The organism is Selenomonas bovis DSM 23594 (assembly GCF_000381005.1).
Classification (GTDB): Bacteria; Bacillota; Negativicutes; order Selenomonadales; family Selenomonadaceae; genus Selenomonas_C; species Selenomonas_C bovis.
This window is the reverse complement of record NZ_KB908409.1, coordinates 1-24541: the sequence shown is the minus strand read 5'-3', so window position 1 is coordinate 24541 and position 24541 is coordinate 1. Positions and strand designations below refer to the sequence as shown.

Genomic DNA, 24541 nt, shown 5'->3' with positions numbered 1-24541 from the left:
CGCCGCTTCCTGACAAAAGGGCATGTCAACGTAGAGGCAGAAACCATCCTGCTGGCAATGGCACATAACATTTTTAAATTGCATTGCAAAATACAGGCACAGCGATTAGGCGTGCACCTCATCCAAATTACGGCAGCAGCCTGAAACAGAACAGTGCAAAAAACGAGGCGATCGGTGACCGCCTGTTTCTTGTACTGTTTTTTATGCCATGATTATCGCCAGTGTCAGATGACCGTGATTGAGGTCAAAGAAAACGGGGCTATCCGCACGAAAATGCTTTCGTGAGACAGCCCCATACGTAAAATATAGATATGCAAAATCAAATAGACGAGCTCAGCTATACGAGGTTATTTCAAGACGAAGCCGAACTAATCTTCAAGGTGATTGCTGAACGCTCGGAACGGCCCAGCACGATAATAACGATGAACCTGCCATTTTCTCGGTGGACAGAGATACTCTGGAACAGCACGTCAGTCGCTGTGCTCGTGGCCCGGTTCACCTACCGCTCGACGGTGCTGGATATGAACGGCCGCTCCTACCAGTTGGCGGGCGGCCGGAAAAGACAGGCCGAGGCGACAAGGCTGGCTCATTCTTCATGAGCAGGTGGCTCACTTTTCATAGACATTCACAAAAAAAGAAATCTAGCAAAAAAAGAAATCTAGCAGGAATTGTCCTCGGGGGGGGAGAATAAAATATTAAAAATAAGTTGTTGTTATGCGGATTTTGAAGTGGAGATAGATGAGAGAGGAACTGGACGAGATTATGATCTCCGACGCAAAAAAAGGAGGCAGAGTATGGCAAAGTTTTGTACGAGTTGCGGCACGAAACTGGCAGATGATGCGATTTTCTGCACGAACTGCGGGAAGAGACAGGAAAAACTATCATTAGTGTTGCAGGCAGAATCCGATGGTGGTTTGAAGCCTGCACCTGGACCTTCCATGGCGGATGCTAAGCCGCAGCCGGTTGCGGCAGAAATGAAAACGGCAGAGAAAACGCCGGAATCTGTACATAGACCATCAACACTGGTGAAAACGAAGCCGGCAACAGCAAGAATCGAGCAGGAACGGACAGTAAAGATTTCGGAGAAAACTGGGACTCCGACACAGAAAAGCTCACAAGATCCGAATGAACGGCTGCTGGCAGCGGCTCAGCAGCTCCTGGAAATAACACGTCCTGCACCGCAGATCGGGAAAGCAAGGAAACTGCTGCAGATGGCATTGGCCTGCGGCGCAGATGCGGACCGTATCGCCAAGCTGTTGCTGATTGCTGAACTGATCGATGAACTGGAAAAACTGAAGCAGAGCGTGACGGGCAATCCTCCGATTCCAGTGGAAAGGGGGGAGTATGACTGCACGAGCCGCTGCTATCCCATCCGGGATGGCAGCGGCAAAGGCTGGCTTCGCCACGGAGGAGGAACAAAATCAGTCAGCCGCTCCGAGTGGTATGGCTGGTGTCGCACATCAAGCACTGAACATGTCGCAACAGTTCGCAAAACACTATGTCAAGCAGAATGAGCGGGAGCATTGGAAAGAGGTCGGTGCGCGAGAGGCACTGGCACAGCAGGGAAAAGCTTCGGAATCTGAGTCAGAAGAAAACGGGAAAGAAGATGAGGCAGAGGAAATAGCCACAGAAGAAACCGTTGCGGAAAACGCCGAGGTAGAAACTGCTGAGGTTGAGACGGACACGAACGAGGTAGAAGCCGTCGAGGAGTCCTCAGAAGGCGCAGGGGAAGAAGACAGCAGCGGATGGTTCGATTCGTTATTTTCAGATGATGAGGAGGAATGAAATATGCAGCAGAAAATGGTGTTCTGTCCACATTGCGGCAAACAGCTTCCTGCAGGGGCGAAGTTCTGCGATGCCTGCGGCACGGCAATCCCGCAGGCTGTCCAGACACAAACGACGCAGGGGTCCGTGACGCAGGGGAGCAAAATCTCGGATGTAACAAGGAAAAAAGGCATCATTGCCCTTGTAATCGTCCTGATTATCGGTTCCTTTGCTGTTTTCGGTAGCACAGGCGATGAAGCGATTGTAAAGGAAGGACATTTCCAGGTCAACCAGAGCAGAAGCGTCGGGGAAGCCTTTGATAGTTATTTCTCAAATACTCGATGGACCTCCAAGACAATCAATGGTACTCATTATGTATATTTTCAGGGGAAAGGACGTAATACGAAAACCAATAAAAATACTATCGCTGTCAAAGCAACTTTTGTGGTATATCCGAAAGCGAAGTCCTGGGAACTGACGAAGATGAGCATTGACGGACAAGATGTTTCCAATGAAATCGGCTTCGTTGTCAATCAGATTGTCGATGGAGATGAACCTATTTATTACTGATGCAGGAGGGAATAACGATGGAAGAAACAAAGTTTTGTCCTTCATGTGGAACACCGCACGAACAGGCCGCACGGTTCTGCCCAAATTGCGGATATGATTTCCAGGGTGAGAAAGTGCAGCAGGCAGCGCAGCCGGAGGCAATCAGCGAGACTGCGAAGAAAAAGTTTGCTGCAATCGTGGATAATGTCAATCACCTGACCGGTGGAACGGAACATGTTGAACTGCATATGCATGACTTGGTGGAGAATGTTTTCCATTCTCATACAGAGGCTGAGGCGGAAAAAATCTTTATTGCCGGTACGCAGCAGACAACGCCTCCGGGAAGCGAGATTTCCTCGAAATGGCCGCATCCATGGCTTTATTCCCGCGTATTCGCCGTGCTGGCAGTGACCTTCCTCCTGCTGTATTTCATCGCAAGGCAGATGCACAACGTGCTTGTGCTACCGGGCATTGTCTTCATAGGTGCTCTTGCGGTGCCATTTTCGCTGCTAGTCTTCTTCTTCGAGGTCAATGCACCGCGGAATATCAGTATCTTTGAAGTGACGAGAGTATTCTTTATCGGCGGCGTGTTGTCCATACTGATGTCGCTGATTTTCTCCAATGTCCTGAACATTCAGGAGCTGACGAACAGCTCGGCTTTCCTGGTAGGTATTGCGGAGGAAATCGGCAAGGCGGCGATTATCGCTTATTTCCTGCGGGAGCCGACAAAGAAATACATGCTGAACGGCCTGCTGATTGGCGCGGCGGTCGGTGCAGGCTTTGCCGTGTTCGAGACGGCAGGCTATATCATGATGTCGCAGAATGAAGATGTAATCTATCTGCGCGGAATCATGGCACTGGGGACGCATACGGCTTGGGGCGCGATGATCGGCGCGGCACTGGCCATGGTGAAGAAGGATGCCCCGCTGGCAGGAGCCCATTTGACCGATGTCGGGTTCCTGAAGTTCCTTGGTATTGCAATCGTCCTGCACGGCGTATGGGATATGCCGGCGGTTGGAGACTTCTCTATGCCGGTGGTCCAGATTGCTCTGAGTGTCATTGTCTGGGTGTTCCTGCTTGTCTTGATTCATGCAGGTCTGAGGCAGGTTTCGGAATTGGGAGGCGACAGCAATGCGGCATGATGTGGTAAGAATATTCCTAGAAGCGGTAGCGCTGGCCAGCTGCCTGTTACTGTCTGGCTGCGGGACGATAGAGGAGAGTGTATCCTTTCATAGTGATGGCAGTCTTGTTTCTCAGGCTAAGGTGCAAGTTGATGATAAGGTTTTCCGTCTTCCTGCTGAAACAGAGATACCGAAGAAAGCACAGGAACTATTAAAAGAACTGAGAGAGGATGGGGAAAAAAGGGGGTTTCAGGTAGAGAAACTGGATCACGGCTTCAAGGCAGACAAAGGTTACCAATCTTTGTCACAATTTGTAGAAGATAGACCGAAAGACTGCTTTTGGAACGCTGATGAGCATTTTCCAGGTGTTCGCTATCGGAAAGGGGGGCTGTATGATACATACTCGATTAATGCGCCGATTCTCCCCGAAAAAGATTTGCAGGACTGGTATACCTATGACCGTGAAATAAGAAATCTGACAACATGGAGTTATAAGGATACCGTATTGAAACATGATTTACAGGCAATCAATGAAGTGTTTAACGGAAGCTTTACGATGGAGTTGCCAGATGGTGCGCTGAAGTCCAATGCGGATGAAATAAAGGCTGACGGAAAACTGTTGACCTGGGACCTGAAGAAGCGGATGTCACGGGATGAATTCCACAATGAGCCAATCAAGGTGAATTTCATCATCTATCATCGTCCCGTGCTGTATACGCTAATCGGCATGGAGACATTGTTTCTGCTGTGTGCACTGGCTGTATTCGTACTCGGAGTAAAGAAGAGACAAGCGTCGCCTCTCGGAAGATATACGTATCCGATTGCTGGCCTGATGCTGTTTATTGCGGTGGCAGGCGGAGGCGCAGTTAAATATTCTATCAATCATCCGCCGGTCCTCACGAACCGCGACCGTATCGTGTCATCTGAGGCACTGGCATCAGACGGCACGAAGCTTGCCGACCGCATAGCGGCAATCAATGCCGCACAGAAAAATCCGCTTGACAAGATTGCCTCGGTTCTGAAGGAGAAGAGTCAGCCTGGTGAACTGGTAGCGGGATCGCAGTATGATGAGGCAGGCTTCCTGGCATTGGTGAAGAAGGAGAAGGGGACGTACTGCTTCGTGGCCTATGATGCGAAGCAGGATGTGATTGCCACGATAGATACCGGTTCAGCTATGAACGATCCAATCCTTACGATGAAAGAGAAGTATCGGATACTAAAAAATAGTAAGGACAAGACAAAATATTATTCACCGGTTGTTTTTATCGTCAACATTCCTTCAGACAATCCCAAGAGTGCGGACAAGAATCTCGGACAGTGGGAAAAAGATGGTAGCCACAGTCTGCCGTTTTACTGCAGTTTCAGTGTTGACGAAGATGGCAATGTCGTGGTGAATAAGGCGATTTATTCAGGCAAGGGACTTCATCCGTCGCATTATCACGGAAAAATCCGGGATGAACGCAATATCGGTCTTGCCAATGTTATCATGACGCATGCCGATAGCCTGAAGATGGATATCGCGAAACGAGAAATCTATCTGCCGTTATGAGAAGGGAGCGGAGATCATGGCGAAATTCTGTAAATTCTGCGGTACTCCATTGAATGAAGGAGCACGTTTCTGTCCAAAATGCGGTAAAGCGCAGTCCGAAGAAAGTCCAAATCCTACGGTGCAGCAGGCAGTGAATCCACCCTCTGCTGGAAATCGTGGGCAAAAGGCGGAACCAGCATCTGCTGGAAGCCCGATGCGGCAGGCACCAGAGGGGAGAGCGGAAAGCCGCAAATCTGCTCCTGCGTCGAAGCAGGACAGCAGCCTGGGGAAAGTCATCATGATTCTTCTTCTTGTTGTACTACTTGGCGGAGGCGGTTTCCTGGGGTATCAGTTCTATAAACAGAATGCCGATGAGTCAACAGACAGTGTCAGGATAGAGGCAGAGAAGCCAGCAACGGAGAGCAAGGAAAGTAGCGAGCCTGCGGAAAAGAAGGAAGAAACAAAGCAGGACAACTCGGCCTTGACAAAGGTGAAAGGTGTACTGGAGGGATATAATATCGGCGATGAAGTCCTGGCTACATCGGCAGGACATACGAATGACGGCAGCCTTTCCATCACAAAAACGGCGAACGGACAGAAGCGCCTGGTGGTAGTCGACAACAAGAACCACCGGGCGGCCGTGCTGGATTTGACATCGGCGGTCTACAATTTCGCAGAGCAGGCCAAGGACCATGCAGGCAAGGTCCTGCTCCCCCTCACCATCGTCAACGATAAGCGGGACAATGACGCGGTCTATGGCACCTGGTCCGGCAGCAATCACAAGATGGGAATTTTAGCTGCCTTCAAGATTGACGGGCAGAAGAACGTAGTGCCGGGCATGCTGACCAGCGGGCAGGGAGCCAATCCGCCTGTGTACCAAGGCGTCCTGTATGAACCGAAGAACGTCGATCTCGCCAACCTGATCCTAACGGAGATGGCAGCCCTTCATAAAGATGCGCAGGAGCGCGGCGTGGGAATCAATAATTAAATGAAATGGATATGCCTTGTAGCCGTGCAGTGTTGAGGCGGCGAATGGCGCTACAGTACGAGCTCGATGGATGGCACACATGCCGTGTGACCAGTGGTGGTTCGCAAGAGATCCTCAACATCTGCCTCCAGTATTGATGTCTGCCATCTACGTGGACGAAAGAGGCATTGCAGTATATCTTTGATAAAATCTGCAAGTAAGCAAAGAAAAACAGCACTGCTGGTAGCTTTTTGCCGTCGGCAGTGCTGTTTTCTTGCAGGGATATGTGCTATACCCCAAGTTTGCCACTTAGAAATTGCGAGACCCTATGTGCTATAAGGCCTTAGGGTCTCTTTTTGCAGAATAATATATACCTATCTTAGGAAAGCTTGAAGTTTGTGGTAAGGGTTCTCAGTTGCCCGGCTGTCAACAGGTCTTGCGGCAGAGATACGCCGTATGCTCGCAAGATTGTTTTCAAATCCTCCGAGTCCGTGTTAACCATCCGGTAGTACTCTTGCGAAAGCCGCTCTACTTTCCACTCCCGGAGAGCTTGGGACAAGCGCTTGCCGGGTATTCCGTAAGTCCAGTTCCGTCCATGCGACGCCTCCGTGCGCGGCCAGTTCGTGCTCAAGGACGTCAAGATGAACAAGGTCTCGAACATCGCGCGTGAGATCGGCCGCCAGCCGGTGCTCGCGTTCGGCAACTCGTCGGGCGATGCCTCGATGTTCAACTACACCATTGCGAAGAACAAGTACAAGGCGATGGCGTTCTCCCTGCTCTGCGACGATCTCGAGGACGACCTCGGCAGCACGGCCAAGGCGGACAAGATGCGCGCCGACTGCGAGAAGAACGGCTGGGTGCCCGTCTCGATGCGCGACGACTGGAAGACCATCTACGGTTATGATGTCAAGGTCGCGAAATGACGCCTGACGGAGCGGCGCGGTAAACAGAAAAAATATTTGCAAATTCCGTTTGAGTGTGATAGAATATCTTCACTCATCGGGGATGTAATGGTTTCGACAGGGTACAGAAGCCACGCAGTTCGCACGTTGATTGTTGTCAAACGTAAAAGCCAACAGCTAAATTCAACTGACGAAGCTGAATACGCATACGCTGCTTGATCGATCCTCGGATCGATGACCCAGCCCCTTTGAAAGTACGAGCCGTTCGCCAACTCGAAGGTTTCAAATAAAAACGGCAGTTTCCGGCTTTGTAAAAGCCGGTGGTGGAAATCTCTGAATCCCAGAGGTGCGCTCCTATGATGCCTGCATGCTCAGGCTATTGCGATAATGCTGTGTGATGTGGATGTATTTTGGACAGGAGTTCGATTCTCCTCATCTCCACCAGTTAGTCCTTTCCGAAGTCACGGCTTTTGCCGTGGCTTTTTTATTTGTCTCAGGAGCGCAGGGCAGCGAAGATGCGCTTTGCGGGGAGGAGCTTGAGGATGAGGCAGCAGATGAGGAAATCCGGCAACAGGTAGGTCGCGTTGAAGACGAGGGAGTACCGGAGGGGATCCATGCCCGCCGGAGCGTAAGAGGCAAAGAAGACGACGCCGGAGAAAACGTGGCAGAGGAAGCGGGCGGCGAAAGCGAGCGCGGTCGAAAGGACGCGGTGGCGGGGCAGGGCGGCTGCGAGACCCATGCACATGTAGGGCAGGGGGTAGTCGAAGAGCACCTGCACGGGATGCACGACGAAGGGATCCTGCAGCAGGTTGAGCAGGCCGTAGATGCCGCCGCCAAGCATACCGACGGCGGGGCCTTCGCGGTAGGCGAGCAGGAGCAGCGGCACCATGCCGCCGAGCGTCACGCTGCCGCCCTGCGGCATGTGGAAGATGCGCAGCTGCTCGAGCACGAGCGTGCAGGCGATCATGAGCGCGGCGAAGACGAGTCGGCGCGTGCGGGAACGGGGCATTGTTGATTCTTGCATGATATGTCACCTTTCATTGCGGATATGATACTTCCTTCATTCTAGCGACAGGGGGCTGTTTTGACAAGCGGAAGGTGCGGCGCTTTTCACAGCTGTTGTAACGTTTGTTACGGACAGGCGCGCGGGCGGCCTGTTACGATAAGGAAAATGAGTGTGTCTGCCGCAAATGGCGCAAGGTAACGCGCGCTTGGAAGGTTTCGATGAGGAGGATGTTTCGATGGGGAAATGGGCGGTTATTTATTCTTCCGTGACGGGGAATACGAAGAAGATTGCTGAGGCGATGGCGGAGGCTGTAGGGAAGGACTGCGATGTGTTCCGCGTGCAGGAGGCGCCGGAGGATGTGTCGGACTATGATGTGGTGCTGCTCGGCTATTGGCTGCGCCTCGGCGCGCCGGATCCGCTGATGCTCAAGTACCTGCCAAAGGTGCACGGCACGCGCGTCTGCTTTTTCCAGACGCACGGCACGGATCCCACGAGCGAGCATGCCGTGACGTCGTTCGCGCGCGCGGGCTATCAGCTCGGCGCGGACTGCGAGATCCTCGGCACGTTCGGCTGCCGCGGCAAGATCCAGCCGGCGCTGCTCGCGAAGCGGAAGAACGCCGGGCCGGACGATCCGCACGGCGGCGAGAAGAGCCGGGAGCGCTGGCGGCTCGCGTCGACGCATCCCGATGCCGCCGACGAGGCGGCGGCCAAGGAATTCATAAACGATATGCGGCGCAAGATTGCTTATAAGGAGAAGTATCTGGCGGCAAAGGCAGCGAAGCTCGTCGCGTTGCAGAAACGCGCAGAGGGCTGAGAGCGCGTGACTGGAATTGAATGACTTTTCATGACAATGATAGGCAGGCTTCATTGACAATAGAGAAAATCAATGATAAAATTTTCATTGTGAGTTTTGCGATAACTTACAGGCATAACAAAACATGCAAGGGGCACTGGGCAATCGGTGCTTCTAGATCTCCGCGAGTGAGACAATAGGATTCCGTATGAAGATACGGTCAGAGGGGGCAGCCGGAGGAAGAAAACCGGCGCTCCTTTTTTTGCGGAATTGAGAAACGAAATTTCGTGTTTTGTCGTGTTTTATCGTTGAGAGGAGAGACTTGAGGTTTATGGAGGCTTTTTGTATCGCAGTTGCCCTGCTTGGGCTCATGTATTTCGCGTATCGCGGCTGGTCGATCATCTTGATCGCACCGATGTTCGCTGGCATTGCAGCGCTCGCGAGCTCGTTCGGCATCCTGCCGACGTATACGGAGCTCTACATGACGCGTATGGCGGAGTATGTGAAGACGTATTATCCGGTGTTCTTGTTCGGCGCTGTCTTCGCGCGCCTCATGGAAAAGGGCGGACTCGCGGCGTCGGTCGCGGGCAAGATCGTCGAGGTGCTCGGCGAGAAGCGCGCAGTGCTTGCGGTGCTCTTCGGCTGCGCTGTGCTGACGTACGGCGGTCTTTCGGTTTTCGTCGTCGCTTTCGTCATGTATCCGTTCGGCGCGTATGTGTTCCGTCAGGCGGATATTCCGAAGCGTCTGCTGCCGGCGGCGCTCTGGATGGGCATCTTTTCCTTCGCGATGGTCTCGCTGCCGGGTACGCCGCAGATCCAGAACATCATCCCGTCCTCGTATTTCCAGACGTCGACCTGGGCGGCGCCGGGCATCGGTCTCTTCGCCTCGCTGCTCTTCCTGCTCATCGGCTGGGGTTGGATCAGCCACCGCGCGAGGAAGCTCAAGGCGGCGGGCGAAGGATACGGCGCGCATACGGAGGGACGTCGTCACCGCGAGCCGAAGATCAAGATTCCCTGGTATTGGGCGCTCGTACCGCTCGCGATGGTCATCGTCATCAACGTGATCCTCTCGAATCCGTTCCACTGGTCGTGGGGCTATCATTGGGATCCTGAGAGCCTCGCGGTGTTCGAGCCGCTGCATCTCTCGCTGCTCGCGGCGAAGGTCGGCAAGATCTCCGCGATCTGGTCCATCAGCGTGGCGCTCATCCTGAGCTCCGTTGCCGCCGCGTTCATCGGCCGCAAGCGGTTCCAGGTCATGGACGGCTTCCTCGCGCCGATCAATTATGGCGCACTTTCCTCGGCGGCGGCCGCGCTCAACGTGGCGTCGGGCTACGCGTTCGGCTGCGTGCTCACGACGCTGCCGGGCTTCGCGCCGGTGACGGATATGCTCGTCGGTCTCGCGCAGTCGTTCGGTCCGCTCGTTTCGGCGGTCGTGACGACGAATATCATGTGCGGCATCACAGGGTCGGCATCGGGCGGCCTCACGATCGCGCTCTCGGCGCTCGGCGATCAGTGGATGCAGATGGCGCTCGCGCAGGGCATCCCGCTCGAGGTCCTGCACCGCATCGTCGCGGTAGCGTCCGTCGGTATCGATCCCGTGCCGCACTGCGGCGCGCTCGTCACGCTGCTCGCAATCTGCGGCCTCACGCACAATGACTCGTATTACGACATCGCGGTCTGCATGTTGCTGAAGTTCTTTGTGCCGTATCTCTGTATCGTGTTCTATCTCGTGACGCATATCGCATGAGTTGGCATTTTATAGAAGGGCATCGTCTGTCTGCCGCTTGGGATGACAGATGATGCTCTTTTTTTGTAGGGCGGTGCTGCAAATCAGCGCTGTCAGAAAGGGGGATCCTCTTGCAGTTACGCGGTGATTTATATCTTCTCGGCGCTGCCTTCATCTGGGGGACGACGTTCGCTTTCCAGGTCACAGGCATGGAGGAGCTCGGCCCGTTCGGCTATGCGGCTGCTCGCTATCTCGTCGGCTTTTTCTCGGTGCTAGCCATCTGGTATGGCTTCCGCGGGCAGCGCGCACGCGCGCGTGCCATCGGCACGTATGCATCCGGCTGGAAGGCGGGGCTTGCCGCAGGGGGAATCATGTTCATCGCCACGACGCTCCAGCAGGTGGGCATGACGGAGACGACGGCGGGCAAGACGGCGTTCATCACGGCGCTCTACATCGTACTTGTGCCGCTCGGCGCCGTATTCCTCGGGCGGAGGATCCGCCGGGAGAACTGGGCAGGCGCGGGGCTCGCCGTCGTGGGGCTCTATCTCCTTTCCTTGCATGGATCATTTTCCGTCGCGCACGGCGATGTCATCATCTTCATCAGCTCGTTTTTCTGGACGGCGCATATCCTCTTCGTGGATCGCTTCGCGGCGCGCGTGGACGCCATCGAGCTTTCCGTCGCGCAGATTTTCGTCTGCACGGTCGGGAGCATTGTGCTCGCGGCGCTTTTCGAGACGGTGACAGCACAGGCGCTCCTCCATAGTTGGCTGCCGATTTTCTACGGCGGCGTGATGTCGGCAGGCGTGGCGTTCACGTTGCAGATTCTCGGCCAGCAGTACGCAGAGCCGGGGCCGGCAGCCATCATCATGAGCTTTGAGTCGGTTTTTGGTGCGCTGGCGGGCTGGTTGCTGCTCGGCGAGGTGCTCACGCGCGTGGAGATCATGGGTTGCGTGCTCATGTTCTTCGGCATGATCGTGACGCAGGCAGGCTTGTTTCGGCGGCAACGGCGCAGGGGTATAGCATAAGTGGAAAGAGAAGCGCAGGATGGCGTGGCAGCAGGGGGGCTGCCTGCCACATCCTGCGTATTGTGTTTTCCGTTATGTCGTGCTATTATACTCTCAGCTTATGTAATGAGGGATGAACGGATGTCCATGTCCAGGACGGATGGGGTGTGGACGACTGTCCCAGAGATGCGTATATTGTATACAGATAGGTAGGAGGGATTTGTTTTTTATGGGACAAATGAATAAAGGTGAGATCCTTGCGGTGGGGCTCATGATGTTTTCCATCTTCTTCGGTGCAGGAAACCTGATTTTTCCGCCGGCACTCGGACAGGCGGCGGGAGATCATGCGATCATCGCGATGGTCGGATTCATCGTGACGGGTGTCGGGCTTCCGCTCATGGGCATCACGGCGATTGCGATGCAGGGCGGCAGATACGTGGAGTTCATGAACCGCAGGACGTATCCGTGGCTGGCCTCGGCCCTGCTGCTGATTCTCTACCTCGCCATCGGGCCGGTGTTCGCCGTGCCGCGCACGGGGGCCGTCTCGTTCGAGATCGGCATCCGCCCCTTTTTGACGGAAGAGGGCCTCGCTGTGGGGCAGTTCGTGTATACGGCGGTGTTCTTCCTGTTCACGGGGTATCTTGCGATGAATCCCAGCAAGCTCATGGACCGCGTGGGCAAGCTCCTGACGCCGGCGTTATTGCTCTTTCTGGCGATTCTTTTCATCAAGTCGTTTTGGACGCCGCTCGGCGAGGTTCTTGACGCGACTGGAAGCTATATCGAGACACCGTTTGCGCAGGGGTTCCAGGATGGGTACCAGACGATGGATCTTCTGGCATCGCTCTCCATCGGTACGATCGTGGCACAGAGCATCCGCATGAAGGGGGCGAAGGATGATGCGGCAGTCAGCCGTGTCTGCATCATCTCCGGGCTCATCGCGGTCGCGCTCATGGCCATCGTCTACGGCGCGCTCGCCTATCTCGGAGCGACGAGCGTCGGCGTGCTGGGGCACTCGGAGAACGGCGGGCAGCTGCTCGCGCAGGCGGTGGAAATTTTCTTCGGCGCAGCGGGAAATCTGCTCGTGGCCGTCATCATCGCGCTCGCGTGCCTTACGACTTCGTGCGGCATGATTACGGGTTCGTCGTGGTATTTCAATAAGGTGCTGAAAAACCGCGTTTCCTACGAACGCCTTGTCCTTTACAGCACGTTCTTCAGCTTCGTCGTCTCCAATGTCGGTCTCACGCAGATCATTGCGCTGTCGCTGCCGTTCCTGGTCAGCATCTATCCTGTCGTCATCGTGTTCGTTGTCTTGTCGCTCTTCGATCCGTGGATCGGCAGGCGCGGCAATATCTATCGCTATGCAGTTGACGCGACGCTCGTCTTTGCCGTCATCGCTGGCCTGGAGACAGCGGGGTTCGTCATTCCGGCTGTGCACGCGTTCCTCGTGGCGTATGTGCCGTTCTTTTCGATGGGGATGGGCTGGCTCGTGCCTGCGCTGCTCGGCGCTGTTATCGGTTTTTTTGTTCCAGCGGATGGGCCGCTGACGCAGGCAGATGTTTCCTTACGGAACCACTGATTAATTCGGCACCCCGTCTTTACGCGTCTGCACTGTCCTACTGCCCTTGACAATCCTCAGCACAAAACGCGATGGAGCGTTTTGCCGCTACGCCTCCGGTTTGTCTCCTAGGGAGATACAGCGCATCCACGTAAATCCGGAGCACCTCATTCAATCAGCGGTTCCTTACCGGATCGCTGAAAGGTCACGTTGACAGATGTTTTCCTCGGCTGTATAATGAAAAACAAAAATCAGGCGGGGAGTGAAACAGCGTGAAGTTCGACGCGGTAAAGATTCTTTTGGCTTGTCTGACAGTGGTACTGTTTAGCTGAGCAGGTTGGATGGCGTTCTGGTTCGTTAGGGAAGTGACGGGCAGCGATTTGCTGCTTGTCACTTTTTGCTTTTTTAGGAAACGCGTTAAGGAAGCACTGATTAATTCAGCACTCCGTCTTCACGCGTCTGCGTTGTCCTTTTGTCGCCCTGCCATCCTCAGTGTAGCTTTGGCTACGCCTGCGGTTTGTCTCCGAAGAGTACAGTGCATCCACGTAAATCCAGAGCACCTCATTTAATCAGCGGTTCCTTGAAGGATTGGTATTTTTTCGCCTGAGGTAGCAGGATTCTTTTTTTTCGTGTAGAATAAAAGATAAGATACAGCAATAGACTGAGAGGGGTCTGATTCTGATGATGGCAGATGATACGGCGCTTAAGCGGGCGCGTGTGAAGATAAAGGTGGTCGGTATCGGCGGCGGCGGCAACAGTGTCCTGCTGCGCATGGCGAAAAGTGACTTCATTCATGCGCAGAACATCGAGGATATCGAGCTCATCGCGATCAATACGGATGCCAAGCAACTCGCGACGCTTGATGATATGGGCATTACATGCCTGCAGATCGGTGCGGCGATTACGCACGGACGCGGTACGGGCGGCAATCTCGATGTGGGTGAACAGGCGGCAAAGGCGGATGAGGCACGGATCAAAGAAGCACTCTCTGGGGCCGATCTTGTGTTTGTCACGGCCGGTATGGGCGCGGGGACTGGGACAGGCGTCGTGCCGGTGGTCTCGCAGATCGCCAAGGAACTCGGCGTGCTCACCATCGGCGTGGTGACGCTGCCGTTCGCGTTCGAGGGGACGCGCAAGAAACGGCTTGCGGAGGCAGGCGTGCTGAAGATGCAGGGGTATATGGACGCCTTGCTCGCCATCCATAACGATAATCTCATGAAGCTCCCTGAGAATCGGAAGATCACGCTCGTACAGGCGTTCAAACTGGCGGATTCCGTGCTGGAGCAGGCCATTCGGTGCATTGCAGAGCTGATCCTCAAGACGGGCGTCATCAATGTGGATTTTGCTGATGTCACGACGATTTTCACACAGAGCGAGGCGAGCGATGCGCTGCTCGGCATCGGTTGCGCGGAGGATGCGCAGAAGGCGGTTGAGCAGGCGGTGCGGAGTCCGCTCCTCGATAAGTCGCTCAAAGGCGCGCGCGGCGTCATCTTGAACCTCACGGGCGATGAGACCATGAGCCTGCTCGATGTCGACAACGCGACGCGCTATATCTGCGAGCAGACGGATCCCAATGTCAATATCATCCTCGGGACGGTTATCGATGAGCAGATGAAGGGGCAGGTGCAGGCGACGATCATCGCGACGGATTTTGCCGGCAGCACGGCCATCAAGGCGCCGAAGCTCGAGGTGCCGCAGTCGAAGCTCCAGAAGCCGCAGCATTTCTCGCTCGACGCGCCGTCCTTCATGAAAAAGCCGGACCAGGCGGAGAAACCGGGGGCGTTCGCGATCCCGGCATTCCGCATCGCGCCGGAGAATGGTGAAAAGAAGTAAGGAGGCGCACGAGAAAGTCCCGCAGGACTTTGGTGCGCAGCATAAGAGGAAGGTATACCATTGAGCAAGTTAGGAAGGTTTTCGCGCACGACGCTGCTGCTCGGCGATGCGGCCATGGAGAAGCTCGCCGCGTCTACGGTCGCGGTGTTCGGCGTAGGTGGTGTCGGTTCTTATGCGGCGGAAGGACTGGCACGCGCCGGCGTCGGCCATATCGTCCTCGTCGATAATGACCTCATCTGCCTCACGAACATCAACCGGCAGATCCACGCGACGACGCAGACGGTCGGACGGAAAAAGACAGAGGCGATGCGGGAACGCATTCTCGCCATCAACCCACGCGCTGTCGTGGACTGCATCGAGGAGTTCTATCTGCCGGAGCGCGCGGAGCGGTTTTTCTCTCAGCATTACGATTATGTTATCGATGCCATCGATACGGTCACGGGGAAGATCCATCTCGTCCTCGCGTGCGGGGAGCGTCATATCCCCATCATTAGCAGCATGGGTGCGGGCAACAAGCTCGACCCGACGCTTTTTGAGGTCGCGGATATCTACAAGACGAGCGTGGATCCCATCGCGCGCGTCATGCGCAAGAAGCTCAAGGAGCATCATGTAAAGAAGCTCAAGGTCGTCTACTCCAAGGAGCGGCCGCTCGCCGTCCGGCAGAGCGGCTGCGGCGAGAACTGCATCTGTCCGCCGGGGGCGGCGAACAACTGCGAGAAGCGGCGCGCTGTGCCGGGATCGATTTCTTTCGTGCCGTCGGTCGTCGGTCTCATCCTCGCGGGTGAGGTCGTGCGGGATCTCGTGCATGCGAAGGTGGAAGTATCCGCTTGAGTGTGGGTTGACAGACCATATAAATCGTGCTAATATAACATTTTTTGCCTTTTTTCCATTTCGTGTTATAATAGGAATAGCGTTGATTCGTATTATACATGAGTGGAGGTGCATTTTTTTGCAGGTCGGAGATAGGGTATTCTATCCGATGCATGGCGCGGGCGTCATCTCGGGCGTAGAGTCGTGCGAGGTTTTGGGCGAGAACAAGGAATATTTCGTGCTCAAGATGCCGATGGGCAATCTGAAGGTCATGATTCCGCAGGACAATGTGGAGAATCTCGGACTGCGGGAGATCATTTCAAGGGATCAGGTCGAGGATATCCGCACGGTGCTCAAGGATAAGCCGGAGCGTGTGCTGGGCAGCTGGAATAAGCGGTTTCATGCCATCCTGGAGCGCATGAAAAAGGGGGACATCCTCGATGTGGCCGCGGTGATGCGCAATCTGAGCCTGCAGGATCGCCACCGGAAGATCTCGAGCGGTGAACGGCGTCTCATGGATCTCGCGCGGCAGATGCTCGTGAGCGAGCTCGTCTATGCGTGTGACAAGACACCAGCTGAGGTCGAGCAGTGGATTGACGACCAGCTGGTGCGGAAATCAGCATGATAATTGCTGCGGGCAGGCAGAGGAATCGTGTTCCTTGTCTGGATGTGGCGTGAAGCCTTTTGGGGCGCGCAGATGGGGTGTTGTCCGGCAAGGGAGCTGCCGCTCCCGTGGCGCTTCGCAGCGCGGCGGCGCGGTGTTCCAGGAACCGGCGGCATTCCCTGTCGGCGCGCTCTTTTTTGGTCGCTGATGCTGCCGGATGGTTCATTGGAGGGAGGCAAAGGCTCTTTGCCGGTCTCGTCGCGTCCTTCAGGAGCCGGGCGTGTTAGTTGGTATTTTTCAGGAGGTGAGGGTCATTGATGCTTGAACGTGTGCTTCGATTTGTCATTACCGTGTTTTTTATGATTGCCGGCGGTGCTCTTTTCGAGCTGGCAAGCCCTGTGCTGACGCTTTACATCAGCACAGAGGTATTCCAGATGGAAATGGGAATCCTCAAGATTACATTGATGAGCTTCCTCTGCATTCTTGCGGGGGCGTTCATCGGCGGACTCATTGGTTTTTTTGTTTCTCCGTATCTGACGCGTCAGCTCAAGCGCTTTGCGGTCTTTGTCGAGCAGCAGCTCGCGAAGACGCCGATCCACGATGTGATCGCCGGTGCGGTCGGTCTGGCAGCCGGTCTTATCATTGCTAATTTATTCAGTTCTGCATTTGCCAGGATTCCGGTCGTCGGCGATTACATCCCCGTGGTGTGCAGCATCATCCTGGGGTATCTGGGGCTCTACATCACAATCCGCAAGCGCAAGGAAATCACGGCGCTCTTCGACTTCATCCCAAAGACGATCCGCGAGGCCGTCAAGTCGCGCGAGGCGAAGCAGGCAGCGGCAGCGGCGGCTGCGGCGGCTGCCGCTGCGGCGACGCAGCAGGCTGTCGCGGCTGCTCCGGCGGCTGCGGCGGGGACGACGGCGGACGTGCAGCCGAGCTACAAGCTGCTCGATACGAGCGTCATCATCGACGGGCGCATCGCGGATATCTGCGATACGGGCTTCATCGAGGGGACGCTGCTCATTCCCGTGTTCGTGCTCGAGGAGCTGCAGCATATCGCGGATTCCGCCGACGCGCTCAAGCGCACGCGCGGCCGCCGCGGACTCGACATCCTGCAGCGCATCCGCACGGATTCCAAGATGAAGGTCGAGATCACGAATGAGGATTTCGACGACATCAGCGAGGTGGACTCCAAACTCGTGCGCCTCGGGCAGAAGGTCGGCGCGAAGATCATCACGAATGATTTCAACCTCAACAAGGTCGCGAAACTGCGCGGCGTCGAGGTGCTCAATATCAATGAGCTGTCGAACGCCGTGAAGCCGGTCGTGATTCCGGGCGAGAGCATGACGGTGACCGTCGTGAAGAACGGCAAGGAGCCGGGGCAGGGCGTCGCCTATCTCGACGACGGCACGATGATCGTCGTCGAGAACGGTCATCGCCATCTGGGCGCGACCATCGACGTCGAGGTGACGTCGGCGCTGCAGACGGCAGCGGGCCGCATGATTTTCGCGAAGCCGAAGGCATGAGAAAGTGCAGGAGGAAGATATGGTTTCTGTGATTTTCCCTGCCGCGGGGCAGGGGCGCCGCATGAGGGCGGGGCGCAACAAGGTGCTGCTCACGCTCGGCGGCGAGCCGATCCTCGTGCGCACGCTGCGGCAGTTCGCGCGCGTGCCTGCGGTCGGTGAGTGCATCGTCGTCGCGGGCGCGCAGGAGACGGCGGAGGTCGAGGCGATGCTCGCCGCGGCGGAGCGCCGCGCGCCGCTCCCGCCATGGCGCGTCGTTGCGGGCGGCGCGGAGCGCCAGTACTCCGTGGCAAACGGGCTTGCGGCGTGCTCAAAGGCGGCGGAGGTCGTGCTCGTCCACGACGCGGCGCGGCCCCTCATCCGTCCCGCGGTCATCGAGGCGGTTATCGAGGCGGCGCGCGCGCATGGCGGCGCGATTGCGGCCGTGCCGGAGAAGAACACCGTCAAGGTCGTCGACGCGGCGGGCGTCGTCGTCTCGACGCCCGCGCGCAGTACGCTCTGGGCCGTGCAGACGCCGCAGGGCTTCCGGCGCGAGATCCTCTGTGCGGCCTATGCGCAAGCGGCCGCGGACGGGTTCCTCGGCACGGACGACGCGAGCCTCGTCGAGCGTCTGGGCCGCCCTGTGCATGTCGTCATGAGCGACTACCGCAATCTCAAGGTGACGACGCCGGAGGATCTCGTGATGGCCGAGGCCTTGCTGCAGGCGCCGGAGGCCTGAGCGCTCTTGTGTGCGTCCTGCGCCTCGTCTGGCGGGAAGGGCGCGCACAAGGGATTGCCTTTCATACGATAGGAGGTTGCTTTCATGACAAGATTCGGCATGGGCTACGATGTCCACCGCCTCGTGGAGGGGCGCAGGCTCATCCTCGGCGGTGTCGCCGTTCCCTATGAGAAGGGGTTGCTCGGTCACAGCGACGCCGATGTGCTGTTGCACGCAATCGCCGATGCCCTGCTCGGCGCGGCGGCGCTCGGCGATATCGGCCGCCATTTCCCCGATACGGATCCGCGCTATGCGGGCGCGGACAGCGGCGTGCTGCTCGCGCGTGTGCGGGAACTCATCGAGGAGAAAGGCTACCGCGTCGGCAACATCGACGCGACGGTCGTCGCGCAGTGGCCGAAGCTCATGGCCTATATCCCGCAGATGGTGACAAATATCGCGCGCATCCTCGCGGTGCCGGAGGACGCGGTCAACGTCAAAGCCACGACAGAGGAGAAGCTCGGCTTCACCGGCAGCGGCGAGGGAATTTCCGCCTATGCCGTCGCGGGGATTGAAAGCAGGGAAAAACAATGATAGAATGAACTGGATAGTTTCGTCCGTTCCATGATTTGGCGGCTGTTGCTTCGGCGGCAGCCTTTTTTATAGCGCTCGGCGAACGCGCTGGCGCACCGCAAAGGGAGAGATTTTATGCTGAAGGTCTACAATACGATGACGCGCCGCAAGGAGGAATTCCGCCCGCTCAAGGAGGGCGAGGTCAGCATCTACTGCTGTGGCGTCACGCCCTACAATGCGCCCCATATCGGCAACGCGCGTCCGTTCGTGACCTGGGATGTCATCCGGCGCTTTTTCGCGGCGAAGGGCTATCAGGTACACTACATCCAGAATTTCACGGATGTCGATGACAAGATCATCCGCACGGCGAACGCGGAGCAGACGACGTGGAAGGATGTCGCGGACCGTAACATCAAGGTCTATTTCCATTCGATGGACGCGCTCAACGTGCGCCGTGCCGACCGCTATCCGCGCGTGAGCGAGACGATGTCCGACATCATCGAGATGGTGCAGGAGCTCATCGACAAGGGATACGCCTACGCGCTCGATAACGGCGATGTATTCTACAGCGTCGAGAAGTTCCACGGCTACGGCAAGCTCAGCGGACGCAAACTCGAGGACATGCAGGCGGGCGCGCGCATCGAGGTCGATGAGCGCAAGCATCATCCGATGGACTTCGCGCTCTGGAAGGCGGCGAAGCCGGGCGAGCCGTCCTGGGACAGCCCGTGGGGTAAGGGATGCCCCGGCTGGCACATCGAGTGCTCGACGATGTCGCTCAAGTACCTCGGCAAGAAGTTCGATTTCCACGGCGGCGGCAGCGATCTCATCTTCCCGCATCACGAGAACGAGATCGCGCAGAGCCAGGCGTGCATCGGCGACGATCACAGCTTCGCGCAGTACTGGCTGCACAACGGCTTCATCACAATCCACAATGAGAAGATGTCGAAGTCGAAGAACAATTTCTTCACGGTGGAGGACATCCTCAAGAAATATCCCGGCGAGGTCGTGCGCTTCTTCATCCTCCAGACGCATTACAGGAGCCCGCTCGATTTCAGCGACGACCGGCTCAAGGAGGCGCAGACGAGCCTCGGCCGCCTCGCGAATACGCAGGAGTACATCAAGGAGCTCGTCGACAAGGCGGATCCGTCCGACGACGCGACGGCAGCCGAGCTCATCAAGCGCGCGGCTGCGCTCAAGAAGGAATTCGACGCGGCGATGGAGGACGATTTCAATACGGCGCTCGCCATCAGCCAGATGTTCGCGCTCTCGAAGGATATCAATATCTATTACCAGGAAGTCACGACGGGCGGCAAGGGGTTCGATGTCAAGAATTTCGCCGCCGTGCAGAAGGTCTGGGACTACATGGCGTCGATCCTCGGCATCTTCGAGCAGCAGGCCGCGGGCGACGACGGGCTGACGGAAAAGCTCATGGCGCTCATCGTCGCCATCCGCCAGGAGGCGCGCAAGGAAAAGAACTGGGCGCTCGCAGATAAGATCCGCGACGACCTCAAGGACGCGGGCGTCGTGCTCGAGGATACGCCGAACGGCGTGCGGTGGAAACGCGCATGAAGTTTGAGCACTACAAGCGCCTCGTCGCGATGATGTTCGAGCCGGACGGGGCGGGCGGCGCAAAGCAGCGCTATACAGAGCTCGATGTCCGGCAGATGAGCCCGCTCGTGCTCGCCTACGTCGGCGATGCGTATTTCCACCTCTTCGTGCGCACGCGCCTGCTCTCCTATGAGCAGTCGAAGGTGCAGGCGCTCCACGCGTTCAGCGCGCAGATCGTCTCCGCGGTCTGGCAGCACCGCGCCTATCTCGGCATCGAGCCGATGCTCACGGAGGAGGAACGCGCCATCTATCGCCGCGGACGCAACGCGAAGAGCCATGCGCCGCGCAGCGCCTCCGTCGCCGAGTACCACTCGAGCACGGGGTTCGAGTCGCTGCTCGGCAGCCTCTACCTCGCGAACCGCGACGAGCGGCTCTACGAGATCGCCGAGGCCGCGTTCCAAGTCATCAGCAAGGCGATGATGCACGAGATCCACGGCGTGCCGCAGGAACGTCCGCAGCGGGCGGCACAGGAACCACAGGAAGGATGAAACGAGTGTCCATCAAGGTAAAGCTTTTGGATTACACACCGGAGCCGGAGCGCGTCGTCGCGATGGCGGCGCGGCTCTGCTACTCCGCGAGCGGCGCGGAGGAGCTCGCGGAGCGCCTCGATGAGGCGGCCGTGCGGAAGATGGTGCGCAAGATGGTCAAGATCGGCCACGGCTCGACGCTCGAGCACGCCTCGTTCACGTTCGGCGTCGAGGGCGTCAGCCGCGTGCTCACGCATCAGCTCGTGCGCCACCGCATCGCGAGCTACGATCAGCAGTCGCAGCGCTATGTCGCGGCACACGGCTTCGCCTACGTCACGCCGCCGAGCATCGCGGCGCAGCCGGAGGCGAAGGCGCGCTATGACAAGCTCATCGCCGACATCCGTGCGGCATACGACGAGCTCACGGCGCTCGGCATCCCGAAGGAGGATGCGCGCTACGTGCTCGCCAACGCGACCGAGACGAAGATCCTCGTGACGATGAACGCGCGCAGCCTGCTGCATTTCTTCAATCTCCGCTGCTGCCTGCGCGCGCAGTGGGAGATCCGGGAGATGGCGAACCTTATGCTCGCCGAGGTGAAGAAGGTCGCGCCGGCGCTCTTTTTCAACGCGGGTGCGAGCTGCGTCAATACGGGCCGCTGCCCCGAGGGAGAGATGACCTGCGGGCACTTCGCCGAGATGCTGCGGCTCAGGGAAAAGGAAGAGGCATGAGATGAGAGCGAAAAAGGGAAATGACGCGGCGCGCCGCAGCCCGCGCAGGAAGGCGCAGGGATATGGCGGCCAGCAGGCACAACCTGCCGCGCACAGCGCCGAGCTTGCGACAAAACGCAGCAGGCGCGCAAGCGGCGGATCGCAGGCGCAGCCCGCGGATCGCGATAGGCATGGGCCCGTCGCGGCGCCTGCCAGTTTGCCGGATGATCTCCTGCTCGGACGCAATGCCGTGACCGAGGCCCTACGGGCGGGGCGCGGCATCAACAGGATCCTCCTCGCGGAGGGCAGCCGCGAGGTACAGATTGCGCCGATCCTGGAGCTTGCGCGGACGCGCGGCGTCCCCGTGGAGTTCGTTGAGCGCGAAAAGATCGAGCGCGCCGCGCAGGGCGCGCGCCATCAGGGCGTGCTCGCGCAGGCGGCGCCTGTCGCCTATCAGGAGCTCGACGCTATCCTGCGCGCGGCCGAGCAGAAAGGTCATGCGCCGCTGCTCGTGCTGCTCGACGAGCTCGAGGACCCGCACAACCTCGGCGCGCTCCTGCGCACGGCGGACGCGACGGGCGTCGACGGCATCCTCATCCCGCGCCGACGCAGCGTGCCGCTCAACGCGACCGTCGCGAAGACCTCGGCGGGGGCCATCGAGTATGTGCCCGTCGCGCGCATCGGCAACGTCACGCAGACGCTCAAGGAGCTCAAGGCGAAGGGCTTCTGGGTGGCGGGGGCCGACATGGACGGCACGCCCTACGATAAGGCAGACCTCAAGGGCGCGCTCGTACTCGTCATCGGCAGCGAGGGACACGGTATGACGCGGCTCGTGAAGGAGCAGTGCGATTTCATCGTGAGCCTGCCGATGGTCGGCCGCATCAACTCGCTCAATGCCTCGGTGGCGGGTTCCATCCTCATGTACGAGGCGCTGCGCCAGCGGACGGCGACGAAGTAACGGCGGAGGAAAGGGAGGCACGTCATGGCCAGGCGGGAACATTATCTCATCGACGGCTACAACGTCATCAACGCGTGGCCGGAGCTCAAACGGCTGCGCGGCGATCTCGCGGCCGCGCGCGACGCGCTCCTGCACATGCTGTTGGAGTACGGCGCCTTTGAGAAATACGAGATGACCATTGTCTTTGATGCCATGTTCACGGAGGACGAGGAACATATCGAGCAGATGGGGCGTCATACGCGCATCATCTACACGGGAGCTGGAGAGACGGCGGACAGCCGCATCGAGCGCCTCGCCTACGAGGAGGCGCACCGGGGCCGTACGGTCTACGTCGTCACGAGCGACGGCGCCGTCGAGAGCGTTGTGCTCGGCGCTGGCGCCTGCCGCATCCCTTCGCTGGAGTTCCGCAAGAACGTCCTGCGCGTAAAGCGCGAACTGCGCCGAGACTACCTCGGCAGCGTCCGCCTGCCAGATGCGCGCTACGTCGTGAGCGATCGGCTGGATCGCGAGACGGCGGCGAAGCTCGACGCCCTGCGCAAGCGGCGGGAGGATTGACGAAAGTCACTCTTGTGGGTTATAATTTCTTTTGTTAGATATTGAGGGAAAGTGCGTAAGGGAGCGCTGCCGAGATGCAGTGCGTCGGCTTTGCGCGGGCTCTTCTTCACAGATCGCGGGCGTGGCAGGGGAATGCTCCGCCGTGTACTGTGCCGAGATTGCAGGGAGTACTGGAACTACCGGTGCTTCGCAGGCGGCGAGGTGGGCCAGGCGGTGCGGAGACGGCGTATCAGAGGCATCGGCGGCTCCGTGAGGGGACGATGCGATGGAAGCGGAAGCAAATGAAACTACGGGAATGAACCTGGAAGAGGTCAATGCGTTCTCGGGACTCACGGATGAGGAACTCATCACGGAGATCAAGGAGCATACGAACAGCGATGCGCTGGACTATCTCATCAATAAATACCGGAACTTCGTGCGTGCGAAGGCCCGCTCCTATTTCCTCATCGGTGCTGACCGCGAGGACATCATCCAGGAGGGTATGATCGGCTTTTACAAGGCCGTGCGGGATTTCCGCAACGACAAGCTCTCCTCGTTCCGCGCTTTCGCCGAGCTCTGCGTCACGCGTCAGATCATCACGGCCATCAAGACGGCGACGCGTCAGAAACACATCCCGCTCAACTCCTATGTCTCCCTCAACAAGCCCATCTACGATGAGGACTCCGACCGTACCCTGCTCGACGTCCTCTCAGGCGCCAAGGCCTCCGACCCTGAGGAACTGATCATCAGTCAGGAGGAGTTCGTCGACATCGAGAAGAAGATGGAGGAAATCCTCTCCGACCTCGAATGGAAGGTTCTCATGAGCTATCTTGACGGGAAGTCGTACCAGGAGATCGCGGCCGGCCTGCACCGCCATGTCAAGTCCATCGACAACGCGTTGCAGCGCGTGAAGCGCAAGCTTGAGAAATACATGGAGAACCGCGGCGAGGGCATCGACCTCGCGACGGTCTACCAGGGGTTATCCGCCATCAACCGCAGGCGGCGTGAGGAGGACGCGGGCGAGGACGACATGTTACACGAATAACAAAAATGGGGCTGTCTCACGAAAGCATTTTCGTGCGGATAGCCCCGTTTTCTTTGACCTCAATCACGGTCATCTGACACTGGCGATAATCATGGCATAAAAAACAGTACAAGAAACAGGCGGTCACCGATCGCCTCGTTTTTTGCACTGTTCTGTTTCAGGCTGCTGCCACAACTTGGATGAGGTGCACGCCTAATCGCTGTGCCTGTATTTTGCAATGCAATTTAAAAATGTTATGTGCCATTGCCAGCAGGATGGTTTCTGCCTCTA

At 57.6% G+C, this 24541-nt stretch carries 25 protein-coding genes and 1 other RNA gene; 25 read left to right on the top strand and 1 reads right to left on the bottom strand.

Annotated elements, in window-relative coordinates:
- The first annotated feature begins 311 nt into the window (after window positions 1-311).
- The 9 genes from F599_RS14220 to ssrA all read left to right on the top strand — a co-directional run bounded on the left by F599_RS14220 (window position 312) and on the right by ssrA (window position 7275).
- Complete coding sequence (locus tag F599_RS14220; RefSeq protein WP_019543593.1) at window positions 312-599, top strand: ATP-binding protein; 288 nt, start codon at window positions 312-314, stop codon at window positions 597-599.
- 195 nt (window positions 600-794) lie between these two features.
- Complete coding sequence (locus F599_RS15220; protein WP_071592874.1) at window positions 795-1514, top strand: zinc ribbon domain-containing protein; 720 nt, start codon at window positions 795-797, stop codon at window positions 1512-1514.
- Window positions 1474-1785: a hypothetical protein gene (locus tag F599_RS0111100; RefSeq protein ID WP_071592873.1), complete on the top strand. Its 312-nt coding sequence runs from the start codon at window positions 1474-1476 to the stop codon at window positions 1783-1785. Before F599_RS15220 ends, F599_RS0111100 begins: the two co-directional genes overlap by 41 nt.
- A gap of 3 nt (window positions 1786-1788) precedes the next feature.
- The gene (locus F599_RS0111095) at window positions 1789-2334 is read left to right on the top strand and encodes a zinc ribbon domain-containing protein (RefSeq protein WP_019543591.1); all 546 of its coding nucleotides are present in this window, start codon (window positions 1789-1791) and stop codon (window positions 2332-2334) included.
- A gap of 17 nt (window positions 2335-2351) precedes the next feature.
- The gene (locus tag F599_RS0111090) at window positions 2352-3455 is read left to right on the top strand and encodes a PrsW family glutamic-type intramembrane protease (protein ID WP_019543590.1); all 1104 of its coding nucleotides are present in this window, start codon (window positions 2352-2354) and stop codon (window positions 3453-3455) included.
- Window positions 3445-4983 carry a hypothetical protein gene (locus F599_RS0111085; RefSeq protein ID WP_019543589.1) on the top strand — a complete coding sequence of 513 codons (1539 nt, stop codon included), beginning with the start codon at window positions 3445-3447 and terminating at the stop codon, window positions 4981-4983. The genes F599_RS0111090 and F599_RS0111085 overlap by 11 nt, the downstream gene beginning before the upstream one ends.
- Window positions 4984-4999: 16 nt before the next feature.
- Window positions 5000-5950, top strand: coding sequence for a zinc ribbon domain-containing protein (locus F599_RS0111080; protein ID WP_071592872.1), 951 nt, complete (start codon window positions 5000-5002; stop codon window positions 5948-5950).
- 587 nt (window positions 5951-6537) lie between these two features.
- On the top strand, window positions 6538-6852 hold the full coding sequence (locus F599_RS0111070; protein WP_019543587.1) for a hypothetical protein: 315 nt from the start codon (window positions 6538-6540) through the stop codon (window positions 6850-6852).
- 78 nt (window positions 6853-6930) lie between these two features.
- Window positions 6931-7275, top strand: a transfer-messenger RNA (tmRNA) gene (gene ssrA / locus F599_RS15215).
- A gap of 49 nt (window positions 7276-7324) precedes the next feature.
- Here ssrA and thiT read toward each other — a convergent pair.
- Window positions 7325-7855, bottom strand: coding sequence for an energy-coupled thiamine transporter ThiT (thiT, locus tag F599_RS0111065; RefSeq protein ID WP_033369364.1), 531 nt, complete (start codon window positions 7853-7855; stop codon window positions 7325-7327).
- 217 nt (window positions 7856-8072) lie between these two features.
- On the opposite strand from thiT, the gene F599_RS0111060 reads away from it, so the two are divergent.
- The 16 genes from F599_RS0111060 (at window position 8073) to sigH (ending at window position 24271) form a co-directional block, all read left to right on the top strand.
- Window positions 8073-8651 carry a flavodoxin family protein gene (locus tag F599_RS0111060; RefSeq protein ID WP_019543585.1) on the top strand — a complete coding sequence of 193 codons (579 nt, stop codon included), beginning with the start codon at window positions 8073-8075 and terminating at the stop codon, window positions 8649-8651.
- 310 nt (window positions 8652-8961) lie between these two features.
- Entirely contained in the window at window positions 8962-10377 is a 1416-nt protein-coding gene (locus tag F599_RS0111055; protein ID WP_019543584.1) for a GntP family permease, read from the top strand.
- Window positions 10378-10487: 110 nt separating this feature from the next.
- Window positions 10488-11381, top strand: coding sequence for a DMT family transporter (locus tag F599_RS0111050; RefSeq protein ID WP_019543583.1), 894 nt, complete (start codon window positions 10488-10490; stop codon window positions 11379-11381).
- Window positions 11382-11589: 208 nt separating this feature from the next.
- Entirely contained in the window at window positions 11590-12936 is a 1347-nt protein-coding gene (gene brnQ / locus F599_RS0111045) for a branched-chain amino acid transport system II carrier protein (RefSeq protein WP_156022015.1), read from the top strand.
- Between the two features lie 660 nt (window positions 12937-13596).
- Window positions 13597-14748, top strand: a complete 1152-nt coding sequence (ftsZ, locus tag F599_RS0111040) for a cell division protein FtsZ (protein WP_019543581.1) — start codon at window positions 13597-13599, stop codon at window positions 14746-14748.
- A 60-nt stretch (window positions 14749-14808) separates the two neighbouring features.
- The gene (locus F599_RS0111035; protein ID WP_019543580.1) at window positions 14809-15579 is read left to right on the top strand and encodes a tRNA threonylcarbamoyladenosine dehydratase; all 771 of its coding nucleotides are present in this window, start codon (window positions 14809-14811) and stop codon (window positions 15577-15579) included.
- 118 nt (window positions 15580-15697) lie between these two features.
- Window positions 15698-16183: a CarD family transcriptional regulator gene (locus F599_RS0111030; RefSeq protein ID WP_019543579.1), complete on the top strand. Its 486-nt coding sequence runs from the start codon at window positions 15698-15700 to the stop codon at window positions 16181-16183.
- Window positions 16184-16479: 296 nt separating this feature from the next.
- Complete coding sequence (locus F599_RS0111025; RefSeq protein WP_031587569.1) at window positions 16480-17688, top strand: PIN/TRAM domain-containing protein; 1209 nt, start codon at window positions 16480-16482, stop codon at window positions 17686-17688.
- A gap of 19 nt (window positions 17689-17707) precedes the next feature.
- On the top strand, window positions 17708-18403 hold the full coding sequence (ispD, locus tag F599_RS0111020) for a 2-C-methyl-D-erythritol 4-phosphate cytidylyltransferase (RefSeq protein ID WP_019543577.1): 696 nt from the start codon (window positions 17708-17710) through the stop codon (window positions 18401-18403).
- Window positions 18404-18487: 84 nt separating this feature from the next.
- Window positions 18488-18973: a 2-C-methyl-D-erythritol 2,4-cyclodiphosphate synthase gene (ispF, locus tag F599_RS0111015; protein ID WP_019543576.1), complete on the top strand. Its 486-nt coding sequence runs from the start codon at window positions 18488-18490 to the stop codon at window positions 18971-18973.
- Window positions 18974-19087: 114 nt separating this feature from the next.
- On the top strand, window positions 19088-20521 hold the full coding sequence (gene cysS / locus F599_RS0111010) for a cysteine--tRNA ligase (RefSeq protein ID WP_019543575.1): 1434 nt from the start codon (window positions 19088-19090) through the stop codon (window positions 20519-20521).
- Entirely contained in the window at window positions 20518-21048 is a 531-nt protein-coding gene (locus tag F599_RS0111005) for a Mini-ribonuclease 3 (RefSeq protein WP_019543574.1), read from the top strand. Before cysS ends, F599_RS0111005 begins: the two co-directional genes overlap by 4 nt.
- Window positions 21049-21059: 11 nt before the next feature.
- The gene (gene thyX / locus F599_RS0111000; RefSeq protein ID WP_026327959.1) at window positions 21060-21755 is read left to right on the top strand and encodes an FAD-dependent thymidylate synthase; all 696 of its coding nucleotides are present in this window, start codon (window positions 21060-21062) and stop codon (window positions 21753-21755) included.
- 1 nt (window position 21756) lies between these two features.
- Window positions 21757-22692 (top strand): 23S rRNA (guanosine(2251)-2'-O)-methyltransferase RlmB, encoded by a 936-nt coding sequence (rlmB, locus tag F599_RS14215; RefSeq protein WP_019543572.1) that lies wholly within the window; start codon window positions 21757-21759, stop codon window positions 22690-22692.
- 24 nt (window positions 22693-22716) lie between these two features.
- Entirely contained in the window at window positions 22717-23247 is a 531-nt protein-coding gene (locus F599_RS0110990) for an NYN domain-containing protein (RefSeq protein ID WP_019543571.1), read from the top strand.
- A gap of 265 nt (window positions 23248-23512) precedes the next feature.
- A complete protein-coding gene (sigH, locus tag F599_RS0110985) occupies window positions 23513-24271 on the top strand; it encodes an RNA polymerase sporulation sigma factor SigH (RefSeq protein ID WP_033369363.1) in 759 nt (252 codons plus the stop codon).
- Window positions 24272-24541: the final 270 nt, after the last annotated feature.